Annotated in this window: 14 protein-coding genes; 8 read left to right on the top strand and 6 right to left on the bottom strand. The window is 70.7% G+C overall.

Annotated features, from left to right (window positions below):
• The first annotated feature begins 117 nt into the window (after nt 1-117).
• The 4 genes from OG302_RS17235 (at nt 118) to OG302_RS17220 (ending at nt 4,139) form a co-directional block, all read left to right on the top strand.
• Nucleotides 118-963, top strand: coding sequence for a hypothetical protein (locus tag OG302_RS17235; protein ID WP_371527617.1), 846 nt, complete (start codon nt 118-120; stop codon nt 961-963).
• A gap of 165 nt (nt 964-1,128) precedes the next feature.
• Entirely contained in the window at nt 1,129-1,716 is a 588-nt protein-coding gene (locus OG302_RS17230) for an RNA polymerase sigma factor (RefSeq protein WP_371527616.1), read from the top strand.
• Nucleotides 1,717-2,403: 687 nt separating this feature from the next.
• Nucleotides 2,404-3,069, top strand: coding sequence for an RNA polymerase sigma factor (locus OG302_RS17225; protein WP_371527615.1), 666 nt, complete (start codon nt 2,404-2,406; stop codon nt 3,067-3,069).
• Nucleotides 3,069-4,139 (top strand): hypothetical protein, encoded by a 1,071-nt coding sequence (locus tag OG302_RS17220; RefSeq protein WP_371527614.1) that lies wholly within the window; start codon nt 3,069-3,071, stop codon nt 4,137-4,139. Before OG302_RS17225 ends, OG302_RS17220 begins: the two co-directional genes overlap by 1 nt.
• A 200-nt stretch (nt 4,140-4,339) precedes the next feature.
• Here OG302_RS17220 and OG302_RS17215 read toward each other — a convergent pair whose 3' ends face one another.
• On the bottom strand, nt 4,340-5,203 hold the full coding sequence (locus OG302_RS17215) for a L,D-transpeptidase family protein (RefSeq protein ID WP_371527613.1): 864 nt from the start codon (nt 5,201-5,203) through the stop codon (nt 4,340-4,342).
• Between the two features lie 130 nt (nt 5,204-5,333).
• Here OG302_RS17215 and OG302_RS17210 point away from each other — a divergent pair, with 130 nt between their 5' ends.
• Nucleotides 5,334-6,914: a methylmalonyl-CoA mutase gene (locus OG302_RS17210; RefSeq protein ID WP_371527612.1), complete on the top strand. Its 1,581-nt coding sequence runs from the start codon at nt 5,334-5,336 to the stop codon at nt 6,912-6,914.
• A gap of 87 nt (nt 6,915-7,001) precedes the next feature.
• Nucleotides 7,002-7,658 (top strand): leucine efflux protein LeuE, encoded by a 657-nt coding sequence (gene leuE, locus OG302_RS17205; protein ID WP_371527611.1) that lies wholly within the window; start codon nt 7,002-7,004, stop codon nt 7,656-7,658.
• Nucleotides 7,659-7,709: 51 nt separating this feature from the next.
• Here leuE and OG302_RS17200 read toward each other — a convergent pair whose 3' ends face one another.
• Both OG302_RS17200 and OG302_RS17195 read right to left on the bottom strand, forming a co-directional pair.
• On the bottom strand, nt 7,710-8,174 hold the full coding sequence (locus OG302_RS17200) for a MarR family winged helix-turn-helix transcriptional regulator (protein WP_371527610.1): 465 nt from the start codon (nt 8,172-8,174) through the stop codon (nt 7,710-7,712).
• A gap of 82 nt (nt 8,175-8,256) precedes the next feature.
• Nucleotides 8,257-9,759 carry an FAD-dependent oxidoreductase gene (locus OG302_RS17195; protein ID WP_371527609.1) on the bottom strand — a complete coding sequence of 501 codons (1,503 nt, stop codon included), beginning with the start codon at nt 9,757-9,759 and terminating at the stop codon, nt 8,257-8,259.
• A 29-nt stretch (nt 9,760-9,788) separates the two neighbouring features.
• On the opposite strand from OG302_RS17195, the gene OG302_RS17190 reads away from it, so the two are divergent.
• Both OG302_RS17190 and OG302_RS17185 read left to right on the top strand, forming a co-directional pair.
• Entirely contained in the window at nt 9,789-10,454 is a 666-nt protein-coding gene (locus tag OG302_RS17190) for a TetR/AcrR family transcriptional regulator C-terminal domain-containing protein (protein ID WP_371750146.1), read from the top strand.
• A gap of 9 nt (nt 10,455-10,463) precedes the next feature.
• Nucleotides 10,464-10,640 carry a hypothetical protein gene (locus tag OG302_RS17185; protein WP_371527608.1) on the top strand — a complete coding sequence of 59 codons (177 nt, stop codon included), beginning with the start codon at nt 10,464-10,466 and terminating at the stop codon, nt 10,638-10,640.
• On the opposite strand, the gene OG302_RS17180 is transcribed toward OG302_RS17185, so the two are convergent.
• Genes OG302_RS17180 through OG302_RS17170 form a run of 3 tightly spaced genes read right to left on the bottom strand, consistent with a single transcriptional unit; the run spans nt 10,621 to nt 14,095 of the window.
• Complete coding sequence (locus OG302_RS17180) at nt 10,621-11,763, bottom strand: acyltransferase family protein (RefSeq protein WP_371527607.1); 1,143 nt, start codon at nt 11,761-11,763, stop codon at nt 10,621-10,623. The genes OG302_RS17185 and OG302_RS17180 overlap by 20 nt on opposite strands.
• A complete protein-coding gene (locus tag OG302_RS17175) occupies nt 11,760-13,118 on the bottom strand; it encodes an alpha-2,8-polysialyltransferase family protein (RefSeq protein ID WP_371527606.1) in 1,359 nt (452 codons plus the stop codon). The genes OG302_RS17180 and OG302_RS17175 overlap by 4 nt, the downstream gene beginning before the upstream one ends.
• Nucleotides 13,118-14,095, bottom strand: coding sequence for a glycosyltransferase family 2 protein (locus OG302_RS17170; RefSeq protein WP_371527605.1), 978 nt, complete (start codon nt 14,093-14,095; stop codon nt 13,118-13,120). Before OG302_RS17170 ends, OG302_RS17175 begins: the two co-directional genes overlap by 1 nt.
• Between the last annotated feature and the right edge of the window lie 45 nt (nt 14,096-14,140).

The raw sequence follows: 14,140 nt of genomic DNA, 5'->3' as shown, positions 1-14,140 counted from the left end.
GACGTGACGTATGCCGCACTCGCGGGGTGTGACGCATGGACAGAAGATTGCGCTGGGTCAACTGACAGCTGTGAACGAAGAGCGTGGGTGGGGACTGTGGGGGCGATGGGTCCAGTGGTGGGGGAGAGACGCCGGTGGGTGCGGGGAGTCGCCTGCTGTCTCGTGCTGGGGGCGCTCGTGTCCTGCGGCGCGGAGGGCAAGGGGAAGGTGTTCGAGGGGCTGGTCGAGCGGACGCCGACGGAAGCGCCGGCCCCGGCCGACGAGGTACGCGGCGAGCGGCTCGGGCGGGAGGCCATAGAACTGCTCAAGAACGCCGAATCCGTGCGCATCGGGGTCGAGATGAACTCGCCCAAGGGGCACCAGGAGGTCTCGGTGCACATGGACCGGAGCAGCAACTGCACGGGCACCTTCGACTCGGGGCCCATGCAGCAGGGCGAGTTGGTCATGGTCGGCGGCGGCTCGGTCTACGTCCGCTTCTCGGACGCGTCGCTCGACGCGATCCGCGATGCAGCCGTGGCGCGGGGCCCGCAGATCGCGGCCAGGGCGAGGGAGCGGACGGCGCTCGCGCGCGGCAAGTACATGAAGATGCCGAAGGGCAGCGGGAGTTCGGATGCCGCGTCCCCGATGAAGATGTGTGATCTCGACAAGGTGTTCGGTCAGCTGGGCAACGGCTCCGACACCGACATGGAAGGCGCCCGCGCCCTGCCGGAGAGGCGGTGGCACGGGGAGCGGGTCACCCCGCTCACCGCGACGGACGACGGGCACGACATGACGGCCTATGTGGCGACGGGCGACAAGCCGTACATGGTCGGCATGGCGCAGACGCGGGGCGACGAGCAGATGGAGATGCGGATGTCCGACTACGACAAGCCGGTCACCGTGCAGGCTCCTGACCCGTCCCTGGTCCTCGACCTGGAAGCGCTCGGCATGGACGTCGGCGGGGGCTCGCTGTTCGAGGTCTGACTCCCGTCCGTTACCTCTGATCCGTACCTCTGATCCGTACCTCTGATCCGTACCTGTGATCCGCGCCTGCGATCCGTGCCTGTGACATTTCCGCGGGCCCTGGCGCAGCTCAGCGTGGGGGCACGGACACGGTGAGCTGTGTCGCGTCGGTACGGATGGGAAAGCGTGGGTCGAGGAGGGGAACCCCGTCGCGCACGGGCGCGGGACGAGGAGCTCGGCGTTGCGGTCGCGCGGGCGCAGGAGGGTGACGAGACGGCCTTCGCGGTCGCGTACCGCCTGGTGCAGCCGGGGCTCGTCGGCTATCTGCGGGGTCTGGTCGGCCACGACGGCGAGGTCGCGGAGGACATCGCGGCCGAGGCCTGGCTGGAGATAGCCCGCGATCTGGGGCGGTTCCGCGGCGACGGCGCGGGATTTCGCGGCTGGACGGCGACCATCGCGCGCCACCGGGCCCTCGACCATCTGCGGCGCCAGAAGGTCAGGCCTCGCCCGTCCGCCCTCGAACAGGACATGCTCGATCTGCCCGGGCCGCACAGCACGTCGGAGCAGGCGCTGGAGTCGATCTCCACGGAGGAGGCCCTCGCGCTGATCGCCGGGCTGCCGCGGGATCAGGCGGAGGCGGTGCTGCTGCGGGTCGTCGTCGGCCTGGACGCGTCGACGGCGGCGCGGGTGCTGGGGAAGCGGCCCGGGGCGGTGCGGACCGCCGCGTACCGGGGACTTCGGCGACTGGCCCAGCAGTTGGGGGGCTTGCGGTGAGGGGGTGGCGGCCGGGGCCGGCCGCGAAGCCCCTCGCCACGATCCTCGCGGAGGCGATCCGTGCCGAGCGGGTCGACGCGGAGGCGCAGCGCCATGCGGTCGCGGCGTTCCGCCTCGCCCGCACCAGGGTTGACCCTTCCCCGCCTACTCGCCCACACGACGATTGGCGCGTCTGAGGGAGGCGGGGGGAGGGGCTTGCGTCGTCTTCCCGCTGCACGTGCGTCGTGTGGCTGGTCGCGCAGTTCCCCGCGCCTCTGACAGGGCGCCTGTCCGTCTTGTCTCGTCCGCGCGTGCGTTGTGGCCGAGCGCGCAGTTCCCCGCGCCCCTGACGGGGACTCATGCGTCGTGCTTTGTCCGCACGCGCGTCGTGGCTGGTCGCGCAGTTCCCCGCGCCCCTGACGGGGCGATTCGGAGCCGCAGGGTGGAGATGTGCAGGCCCCGCCAAGGTGAGCGGCCGGGGTCGCCACCCCCCACAGGAGAGACCCCGGCCGTCACGCGGACGGACCGCACGCGGCCCGTACTCCCTTCAGCGCCGTGGGTGCGTTTTCTGTCACACCGCGTTCTGTCACGCGCTAGTTGCACGTTGTACCAAACATGGACGCGGGCCCACTTCAGCCCGTAGCGTGCTGCTTCGCGCCAGGCTGCGGGGTCAGGACCGCAACCGGTGTAGGCGCATAGGGAGAAGTTGTGCTGGGGGACGACGCGGAACTGACCGCCGCGGTGCTTGCGGCGCAGGACGGGGACGAGACCGCGTTCCGGACTGTGTACCGCGCCGTGCACCCGCGGCTGCTGGGCTACGTGCGCACACTGGTCGGAGACCCGGACGCGGAGGACGTCGCGTCCGAGGCCTGGCTGCAGATAGCCCGTGACCTGGACCGGTTCAGCGGCGACGCCGACCGGTTCCGCGGCTGGGCCGCGCGCATAGCGCGCAACCGCGCCCTGGACCACATACGTATGCGAGGCCGCCGCCCCGCGATAGGCGGCGACGAGACCGAGCTCACCGGAAAACCCGGCGACGCGGACACCGCCGACGAGGCGATGGAGTCCCTCGCCACCGGCGACGCCCTCGCCCTGATAGCCCAGCTCCCGCAGGACCAGGCGGAAGCGGTCGTGCTCCGGGTCGTCGTCGGCCTCGACGCCAAGAGCGCGGCCCAGACCCTCGGCAAGCGCCCCGGCGCGGTCCGCACCGCCGCGCACCGCGGCCTGAAACGGCTCGCGGAACTGCTCGGCGCGGACGGCCCGCTGAACGAAAGCGCACTGGACGCCGTACCGCCCCAGAGGGAGCGGCGCGGGCGCGCGGTGACATCCGCCGGTGTGACGCATTCGCGTTCGCGGGCGCAGAAGGACATGTGATGGCCGACGAGGACTACAGGTGGCTGGACCGCGAAGCGGCGGAGCGTTTGCTGAGCGGTGAGCCCGTCGACGGCACCGACGATCACGCACGGGAACGGGCCGCACAGCTGGCCAAGGCCCTGGCCTCGCTGGCTGCGGACGACCGCGCCGGCTCTGTCGTACCCGCCGACATTTCTTCCGAACTCCCTGGTGAGGCAGCCGCGCTCGCGGCGTTCCGGGAGGCCCGCGGCCCCAAGGCCCGAGCGGCTTCTACGCGCGTGGGAGCGGGCGTAACCGTACGTATCGGGCGCTCGGCCGAGTCTCCGCGCCCCGCGCGCTGGGCCCGCCCCCTGCGCTACGGACTCGCCGCCGTGCTCGCCGGCTGCATGATCGGCGGGGTCGCCGTCGCGGCCGGTACGGGCGTGCTGCCCTCGCCGTTCGGCGACCGGGAACAGCCGGGCCCCGCGGCCTCCGCGTCGTCCGTCGCGTCGCCCGAGCCGCTCGTGTCCCCGTCGGACGGCGCGAGCAACACCCCGGACGTCGAGCCCGACGATGTGACCACCACCCCGGAGGACCCCGCGCACGAGCCCGGCACCAGCGCGCCGCCGCCGCGCCGGACCGGGGACTCCGACGGCGCGTCCAAGGGCACCGCGGGCACCACCCAGCCCGGCTCCGGCGATCCGCAGCGCGAGGACGAGGCGAAGGACTGGTACCGCAAGGTGGTCTCCGCCTGCCGCGACTACCGCAGCGGAGAACTCCAGGGCGAGAAGAGGCGCCGCCTGGAGGAGGCCGCCAAGGGACCCAGGCGGGTGACCGAGTTCTGCGGTCGCGTCCTGGACGGATCGGGCAGCGACCGTGAGCACAACGGCGGTGGCGGCAACGGCGGAGGTGACGACGGCGGCGACAAGGGCGGCGACGGCGACAACGGCGACGGCGACGGATCATCCGGCGGCAACGACCACTGGGGCCACGGCGGCAGCAGCCCCGTCCCGCCGATCGTGGCGCCCTCGACCCCGCAGAACCCGCACCCGGCGCCCACGCCCACCGTCTCCGCCTCGTACAGCGCCCAGCCCGTGCTGCCCGGCTCCTGACCTGCTGAAAAGCCCCGCTCGCTGCGGGTGTGACGTTTTTTGAAGCAGTGACGCAGTAAGAAGTGAGCCGACTGGTCATCGGCCCGCGCACGAGCCAGGGGTTCCCCCCGTACCTTTGGCTCAGTGCCACCAGCGTGGGCGGGATACGTTCCCCCGATCCCGCCCACGCTGATTAATCTCCCGCGGATCGATCTCCCGCGTCACTTGTAGACGACGACCTTGTCGCCGTTCTTGACCTGCGCGAACAGGCTCGCGATCTTCTTCTTGTCCCGCACGTTCACACACCCGTGCGACGCGCCGTTGTAACCGGTCGCCGCGAAGTCCGACGAGTAGTGCACGGCCTGGCCGCCGCTGAAGAACATCGCGTACGGCATGGCGGTGTCGAAGAGCGTCGAGACGTGGTGCCGGGACTTCCAGTAGACGGTGAACGTGCCGTCGCGGGTCGGCGTGTACTGCGAGCCGAAGCGCACGTCCATCGTCGAGACGGTCCTGCCGTCGATCATCCAGGTCAGCGTCCGGCTCTCCTTGCTGATGCACATGACCCGGCCGGTCAGGCAGCGCTTGTCGGGCTTCGACGCCGGAATGCCGCCCCCGGAGTAGAGCTCGTACTTCGTGGGCTTGCGGGTCATGCCGACCAGCTTCTGCCAGGTGACCGTGTCCGTCGTGCCCGTGCGGGGCAGCCCGCGCTTGGCCTGGAATCCCTTGACCGCGGAGGTCGTGGACGAGCCGTACGTGCCCGAGGGGTTCTCGAAGAACCAGGCGATCTGCCGGAGCCGGGCCTGCATCTCACGCACCTGGTCGCCGCGCTGTCCGGGAGCGAGCAGGGTCTTGGGGGCCGGCTTGGGGACCGGCTTCGGGGTCGAGGTCCGCTCCGGCCTCCCGGACGGATCATCCGGGCCGCGCGAATCACCCGAGCCGCCCGAATCCGTCTTCGTCGGGGAGATCCGGACCGGATGCGCCTTCCCGTCCGAGCCATCGGCCTGGGCCTTGCAGCCGCCCACCAGGGCGACCGCGACCACGGCACCCACGGCTATCGCACCTGTGCGCACAATGCCCCCTGTCATCCCTCGACCGCTCGACAGACTCGCCGGGAGTGTTCCCCGCGAGTGACCACCCCTGAACGTTGCCCCATGCTGGAGGAGCACCGCTATACCGGAGAAGTAACGAAGGATCTCTGGCAGGAGGCACAGAGCGATGGCGCGTGAGTCGGAATCCGGACTGCCCTTCGAGCCCGTGTACGGCCCCGAGTCCCTCGACGGCTGGGATCCCGCGACGAAGCTGGGCACTCCCGGCGCGTACCCCTTCACGCGCGGCGTCTACCCGTCGATGTACACCGGCCGCCCCTGGACGATGCGCCAGTACGCGGGCTTCGGTACGGCCGTCGAGTCGAACGCCCGCTACAAGCAGCTGATCGCGAACGGCACGACGGGCCTGTCGGTCGCCTTCGACCTGCCCACCCAGATGGGCCACGACTCCGACGCCCCGATCGCCTCCGGCGAGGTCGGCAAGGTGGGCGTCGCGATCGACTCGATCGACGACATGCGGATCCTGTTCGGCGGCATCCCGCTGGACAAGGTCTCGACGTCGATGACGATCAACGCGCCCGCCGCGCTGCTGCTCCTGATGTACCAACTGGTCGGCGAGGAACAGGGAGTCGACGCGGGACAGCTGACGGGCACGATCCAGAACGACGTACTGAAGGAGTACATCGCGCGCGGCACGTACATCTTCCCGCCCAAGCCGTCGCTGCGGCTGATCGCCGACATCTTCAAGTACTGCCGGGCCGAGATCCCGAGGTGGAACACCATCTCCATCTCCGGCTACCACATGGCCGAGGCGGGTGCGACGCCCGCGCAGGAGATCGCCTTCACGCTGGCCGACGGCATCGAGTACGTCCGTACGGCGGTCGCCGCGGGCATGGACGTGGACGACTTCGCGCCCCGCCTGTCCTTCTTCTTCGTGGCACGCACGACGCTCCTGGAGGAGGTCGCCAAGTTCCGTGCCGCGCGCAGGATCTGGGCCCGCGTGATGCGCGAGGAGTTCGGCGCGAAGAACCCCAAGTCGCTGATGCTGCGTTTCCACACACAGACGGCCGGGGTCCAACTGACCGCCCAGCAGCCCGAGGTGAACCTCGTCCGGGTCGCGGTCCAGGGCCTCGGCGCGGTGCTCGGCGGCACCCAGTCGCTGCACACGAACTCCTTCGACGAGGCGATCGCGCTGCCGACCGACAAGAGCGCGCGCCTGGCGTTGCGCACCCAGCAGGTCCTCGCGTACGAGACGGACGTGACCGCCACGGTCGACCCGTTCGCCGGGTCGTACGTCGTCGAGAAGATGACGGACGACATCGAGGCCGCGATCCTCGGGCTCATGGAGCGCGTCGAGGACATGGGCGGCGCGGTCGCCGCCATCGAGAACGGCTTCCAGAAGGGCGAGATCGAGCGCAGCGCCTACCGCATCGCCCAGGAGACCGACTCCGGCGAACGCGTCGTGGTCGGCGTCAACCGCTACCAGCTGGACGCGGAGGAGCCCTACGAACCCCTCCGCGTCGACCCCGCCATCGAGGCCCAGCAGGCGGCCCGCCTCGCGAAGCTGCGGGCGGAGCGGGACCAAGCGGCGGTGGACGCGGCGCTCGCGGCGCTCCAGGAGGCGGCGAAGGGGGAGGCCAACGTCCTCCACCCGATGAAGGACGCGCTGCGGGCGCGGGCAACGGTGGGCGAGGTGTGCGACGCGCTGCGGGAGGTGTGGGGGGCGTACGAGCCGACGGATGTGTTCTGAGGCGCTCCGACGTTCCCTGACGTGGCCAGGTGTCCGCTGTGCGGACATCTGATCCCACATGCCGTACGCGCGTGCGAGACTCCGCCCATGCTGGGTGTCACCGATCTTCCGACCTATCTCGCGGGCCTCGCCCTGATCATTCTGCTGCCGGGGCCGAACTCGCTGTACGTGCTCTCCGTCGCCGCACGCCGCGGCGTACGCACCGGCTATACCGCCGCCGCGGGCGTCTGGTGCGGTGACGCCGTCCTGATGACGCTGTCGGCGGCCGGTGTGGCCTCCCTGTTGCAGGCCAACGCCCTGCTGTTCGGGATCGTGAAGTACGCCGGTGCCGGGTATCTGACCTGGCTCGCGATCGGGATGCTGCGGGCGGCCCTGGCGCTGTGGCGGGAGCGGCGGCAGCCGGCGGCCGAGGCCGGCACGGAGCCGCAGGATGGTGCCGCGGCGGAGCGGCCGTTCCGCAGGGCTTTGGTGATCAGCCTGCTCAACCCGAAGGCGATCCTCTTCTTCATCGCCTTCTTCGTGCAGTTCGTCGACCCGGGATACGCCTATCCCGCGCTCTCCTTCCTCGTGCTGGGTGTCCTCGCCCAGGTGGCGAGCGTCCTCTACCTCACCGCCCTGATATTCAGCGGCACCAAGCTGTCGGCCGCCTTCCGCCGCCGCAAGCGGCTCTCGGCGGGAGCCACTTCGGCGGCGGGTGTGCTGTTCCTCGGGTTCGCGGCGAAGCTCTCGCTCGCCAGCGGCTGAGTGCGGGTGCCGGACGTAGTACTGCGAAGGCGCCGCAACTGCGTAGGTGCCTCAGTGGTGCCAGGCCGCCCCTCCCGCGTTGTGGATCATGCGCTGGAGCACCTTGAGGGTGCGGATGTACTCCTCCTCCGTGATGCCGTCGTGGATCTCCGCGCGCAGCTTCCGCTGGAGCACGCCGGTCTCGTCCCTGAGCGTGCGGCCCTCGTCGGTGATGCGGAGGCGGCCTTCGGCGTCCTCGGTGAGCAGGCCGCGGTCGCGCAGGGCGCGGATGTCGTGGTGCAGGGGGCCGTCACCCACGTTCAGGTAGCCGCGCAGGGTGCCCACCACGGCCGCCTTCTCGCGGCCGTCCTCGGCGAGGACCTGGTTCAGGATCCACCACTGGGGCTGGGTGAGACCGGCCTGGGCCAGTGTGGTGCGGATGTGGTGGACGACGGCTTCGCCCGCCGCCGATGCCCAGTAGCCGATGGGCTGGGTGGTGAGGTCTTCGTCGCTGTGGCTGTACGTGAAAGTGTCCATGTCCAGAACGTAGAACCTCAAGTTTGATTGAGGTCAACTGTCTTGGGGAGACGGTATTTCAGGGCTTCAGGGCTTCAGCGGCTCAGCGGATCATCCCCAAGTACTCCGTCAGCCCCGTCGCATCCTCCCCCGCCCAGCCGACGTACCCGTCGGGCCGCACCAGGAAGAGCCCCTTGCCGTAGGGCGCGTAGCCGTCGATGCGATGTACGTGCACCAACTCCGCGTCCAGGAGCGGGAGTTCCGCGTCCGTTCCGACGGCGAGGAGTGTCCAGTGCGGGCCCCTGAACGCGTCGAAGAGCCGCCCCGTGCCGCACGGCCCGTCCGGCGCGCGATCGCCCGCCCGCAGTGCCTCCTCCGGGAGGCCGTCCCGGGTCTCCACCGCCAGGGAGCTGTCCCGGTAGCCCAGGCCCAGTTGGCGGGTGGCCGCCCCGCGCCGCTCCTCGCCCCGGTGGATACGGGTGGACAGGCCGAGCATCTGCGCGGCGATGGGCAGGCGCTCCGCCTCGTACGTGTCGAGGAGTTCCGCGGGGGCGCCGCCCCGCAGGACCGCGCCCAGCTTCCAGCCCAGGTTGTAGGCGTCCTGCACGCTCGTGTTCAGGCCCTGCCCGCCCGCCGGTGAGTGCACGTGCGCCGCGTCCCCGGCGAGGAACACGCGGCCCTCGCGGAACCGGTCCGCCATCGCCGCGCGCGGCCGGAAGCCGGAGGCCCAGCGCACCTCGGTCACCTCGTCGGCGGTGAGGTGCGTACGGGCGGCGACGACCTCGCGTACGCCTTCGAGTGAGGTGTCGGGGTCGGTTCCGTCCGTGAACTGGGCCGTGAGCTGGAAGTCCGGCGTGCCCGCCAGCGGGCAGACGGCCAGGAAGCCCGCGCCCTCGGCGGTGGGCGCGAACATGTGCCAGTTGTCGCGGTCCAGGGTGGGGATGCGGACGTCGGCGACCAGGATCGGGTCCGGGTCGACGATCCCCGAGCTCTCGGCTTCGTTCGAGCAGGGGAGGCCCCACCCGCCCGTCATGCCGATGCCGAGCGCGGCCCGCACGGCCGAACGGCCGCCGTCGGCCGCCACGGCGTACGCGGCGCGGACGGTCCGGCCGTCCGAGAGCCGGGCGGTGACGCCTTCGTCGTCCTGCGTGAGGCCGGTCAGCGCGGCGCCGAACTCGATCTCGTCGCCGCCGAGTTCGCGCAGGCGGGCGTAGAGGATCTCCTGTGTGCGCCACTGGGGGAGCATGAGCGGCCGGTCGTACGGGGCGTCCTCCGTCGGCTCCGTCTCGTCGGTCATCCGGTGCTCGCCCTGCCGCTCGCCGTCGCGCCAGATCATGCCGACCGGGTAGGTGCCACCCGCCGCCTCGGCCGCCTCGATGATCCCGAGGTCGTCGAAGACCTCCTGGGTGCGGGGCTGGAGGCCCTTGCCGCGCGAGCCGGGGAAGAGGGCGTCGGCCCGCTCGACGAGCAGGGCGCGCACACCGCGCCGGGCGAGGTCGCAGGCCAGGGTCAGGCCCGTGGGGCCCGCGCCCACGACGAGTACGTCCGTCGTGATGAACCCGGATGAGGCGCTCTCGATGTTGTCCTTAACGCTGTTAAGTTCCATGTCCCAGAGCCTGCGCTTAACAGTGTTAAATTGTCAAGGTGGCTACGACACCCCTGGACCGCACCCGCGTGGCGCGCGCCGCCCTGAAGCTCCTGAACGAGACCGGCCTCGAAGGGCTCTCCCTGCGCGCCATCGCCAAGGAGCTGGACGTCAAGGCGCCCGCTCTGTACTGGCATTTCAAGGACAAGCAGGCGCTGCTCGACGAGATGGCGACGGAGATGCTGCGGCGCATGAACGAGGAGCTCGCGGCGGACGAGCAGCCGGACACCGAGTGGCCGGACGCCCTCTCCGCGGCGCTGCGGGGCCTGCGGCGGCACCTGCTGATGTACCGCGACGGCGCGAAGGTCTACAGCGGTACGCGCTTCACGGACATGTCGTACGCCGCCCCCATGGAGGCCCACCTGCGCATGCTCACCGGCGGCGGCTTCACGCCGGGTGCGGCGGCCCGCGCCTGGCTCACGGGGTACAGCTACACGATCGGCTACGTGATCGAGGAGCAGTCCATGGGCCCCGACCCCGTGAAGGAGGAGGGCGGCTACGACCTGGCGGCGCGGGCCGAGCGCCTCGCCGCGTACCCGCTCGCGGCGGCCGCGGGCGACGAGATGTTCCGTGACTACGACGCGGGGTTCGAGAAGGGGCTTGCCGCGGTGGTCGCCGGGATCGGGGCGACGATGCGGGACGCGCCGGGAGCCTAGTCTTGCCCCATGAACGAAGGCGAGACGTTGGAGCGGCTGGTCCAGGAGCTGGTGGACGCGATGGGGGAGGCCGAGGTCGCCATGGGCGAGGCGATGGACATAGCGCGCGCGGTGTCGGCCGACGACTCCACCGACACCGCCGAGACCACCACCGAAGCCGGCGGAGTCACTTCCGAGCGGTCATGAGCCCGTTGCGGATCAGCGGGGTGAGCCGCTCCTCGACGAAACGGTTCAGCAGCCATGCGAGCAGCAGCATCGCCGCGATCGTGAGACCGAAGGTCGCGTACGACGGGAGCCCGAGCTTCCGGTGCAGTACGCCCACCGTCACCCAGCCCAGGTGCTCGTGCACCAGGTAGAACGGGTACGTCAGGGCGCCCGCCACCGTCAGCCACTTCCAGTCGGCCCGGTGCAGCGCGCCGAGCCCGATCAGGAGCACCGCCGCGAAGCCCGCCGTCACGACCGCGATGATGCCGAAGGACGTGCGGTAGGAGAAGAAGTCGGGGTTCGGCGCGTGCCACAGGCGGGAGACCGCGTAGTGCTGGCCGATCAGCCAGCTCACCCCCACGATGCCCCAGGCCGTGAGGTCCTTGCGGTCGCGGTGCAGGAGGTAGATGCCGATGCCGCCGACGAAGAAGGGCGCGTACTCGGGCATCAGGACGAGGTCGAGCAGCGGCTCGTTCGCGCCCTCCGCGACGACCGCGGCCAGCGTCCACACCGCGCAGAACAGGATCACGCGGGCCCGGTTGGCGCCCGGCATGACCACGAAGAGCGCGAACAGGGCGTAGAAGCGAAGCTCCGCCCAGAGCGTCCAGCAGACGCCGAGGACGCGGTCCACGCCCAGCGGCTGCTGGAGCATGGTCAGGTTCACCAGGGCGTCGCTGGGCGAGACCGCCTCGTATGCGACGACGGGCAGCGCGAAGACCGCCGTGACCAGGATGATCGCGGCCCAGTACGAGGGCAGCAGCCGCGAGGCGCGTGACGCGAAGAACGCGCGCAGCGGACGGCCCCAGCCGCTCATGCAGATCACGAAGCCGCTGATCACGAAGAAGATCTGTACGCCGAGGCAGCCGTAGGCGAACCAGTTGTGCGCCGTGGGGAACTGGACCTGCGGCGAGCTGCCCCAGGCCTCGCTGATCTCGCCGTCCCGGCCGCCGTAGTGGTAGGCCGCCACCATCAGGGCCGCGATGAGCCGCAGCCCGTCGAGCGCCCTGAGGCGGGGCCGCGCACGCTTGGCGGCCGGGGCCGGTATCGAGCGCGTGAGGGCCTGAGCCCCCGAGTGCTGGGGGAGCGTGGTTCCGGGAGAGGTCATCCGAGTGCGGTCCGCTTGATGGAGCGCTGGACCGAACGGGCGCGGCGCGCGACCCGGCGTACGGCCGCGTTGCGCGGGATGAACGAGAGCTGCGAGGGCAGCGCTCCGGGCAGGGCGAGGGCCGTGAGGCGGCGCCGCTTGAAGTAGCGCCAGGTGTGCGGGGTGAGGTGCGTCGAGAGGTACCGTTCGGCGGCCGTGCGCCGGCGCGGGTAGATCTGCGGCTGCATGGCGAAGCCGACGGCGACGAGCAGCTCGCCCAGGTCGGCGACCGGCATGCCCGGCTGCCGTCCGGTGACCGCCCCCTTGTCGGCGAGGTCGGGGATCAGCGCGTCCACGATGGTGACCGGGACGCGGTTGCTGTTCTGGTAGGGCGCGAGCCGCTCCAGGAGGGTCTCCGTGCCGGTGCGGGCGACGGGCAGGCCGTACAGCGCGGACGCGGTGAGCAGCGCCGTCGAGAAGCAGCCGACGACGAGCGCGGGACGCATCCGCTGGTACAGGACCTCGGCGAGGACCGGCGAGTCCAGGACGGTCAGCTCCACGCCGATCGCCTCCGCCTCCTTCTCCAGGAGGCGCGACCAGCGGGCCGGGGCCGTCGGATGCGGCTTGAACACCACGCGTGTATGGCCGAGTTCGGCGGCGCCGCGCACCATGCGCACATGGAGCTCCTCCTCTTCCTCGGCGGTCAGGATGCCGAGGGCGGAGAGGTACTGGCCCAGGAGCAGGGCGGGCTCGGCGATGTCGGGGAGGTCGGGGACGTCCGCGTCGGAGTCGGCGAGGCGGTCGAGGACCTTCACGAACGCCTCGGTCGGCACGATCTCCGGCTCGACGCCGAACTCGGTCAGGAGCAGCGGGGTCAGGCCGGGCACCAGGTCCAGGTGCAGCAGGCGGCGCACCCGCGTGCCGACCAGCGGGTCGATCTTGTTGCGGGTCGGGCCGTAGCTCATCAGGCCGTCCGCGTAGACGTCCACGGGCGCGCCCGTGAAGATCTGTGTGAGGGCCAGGGCCGGGTTGACCTGGATCGACTCGACGGCCAGCTCGATGTCGTCGTCACCGAGGTCCCACAGGAGCCGGATGTACCGCTCCCACATAGGGATGTCGTCCGCCCGGGGGGCCCAACCGCCCGGATGGAAAGGGGAGATGGCCTCGTTCCACGACCGTACGTCGTCGAAGCGGTCCCGCAGGCGTGCGAAACCCGGCATCTCGTCCACGGAGGGGGTCGTCTCCGGCGTCGCCGCGTTGTTGCTGACGAGCAGCAGCCGCCGGTCGGCGGGGCCGAAGCGGTCGGCGTCGATCGCCGCGGCCAGCGTCGCGGTGCCGTACAGCGTGGACGCGAGGAAGATCTGCGTCGTCGCCATTACGCGGCCACCTCCGCCGACACCGGTCGCCGGCGAAGACGGCGCAGGCGCGTCGCCCGCTGTATGTCCATGGAGTCGAGGGCGTCGTCGAGAACACCCTGCGGCATCCGCTTCAGGGCGGCCGCGCTCAGTGACTTCAATTTCCGCGCCACTTGTGGCTCGAACCTTTCGATGGATCCCAGATGGTGGGAAATGATCGCGCAATAGGTGCGGACTGCCTTCGGCAGGAGTTTGTCCGCGTCCCGGTCCTCGGCAGTTTCGCGGACCACCTGGTCGAATGCCCGGATGAAATCGAGCTGTCGTACGTCGCCGATCTGTGTCAGTGACGAGGCGACCCCGCGCCGGTAGAAAACGCCGAGCAGACCCACCGCGGCGAAGGACTCCGCCTCACGGTGCAGCCGCCAGATCCACGGCCGGTCCTCCGCGGTGCGCAGGCCGTCCGTGAAGTGCAGCAGGCCCTGGTCGGCGAGGCGCCGGTGGTAGATGCCCGCCCACGCGTAGGCGTAGTCGACGGACGTCGACCGGTCGGCGGGCAGGATGACGTCCCGCGGCGGCATGACGACACCGCGCCTGCCGTGCGGGACACGGTGGATGCTGCGGGCCCGAGCGGTGCACTGCACATGGTCGGTGCGCACGAAGTCGCAGCCCAACTGCTCTATGGCGGACACGAGTTGTGCGTAATAGCCGGGCGCGAGCCAGTCGTCACCGTCCAGGAAGGTGAGGTACTCGCCGCGCGCCGCGTCAAGGCCTGTGTTGCGGGCGGTCGCCAGACCGCCGTTCGTCTCATGTCTGAGATGGACGGCGCCGGGCAGCTCGCGCGCGGCACGCTCCAGGATCTCTGGAGTCTCGTCCTTCGAACAGTCGTCGACGAGAATGAATTCGAAGTCGTCGCGTGCGTTCGCTCGCAGACTCTTCAAGGTGTCGGGCGCGTATTGCTGCACGTTGTAGAACGGCACGATGACGGAGAGCTTAACCACGTGGGTGACGTTAGGTGTCGGCCCGGCATTCGTCTTGGCCGAAGG

This window comes from Streptomyces sp. NBC_01283 (assembly GCF_041435335.1).
In the GTDB taxonomy this organism is placed as follows: domain Bacteria; phylum Actinomycetota; class Actinomycetes; order Streptomycetales; family Streptomycetaceae; genus Streptomyces.
This window is presented reverse-complemented; position numbering and strand designations above follow the sequence as displayed.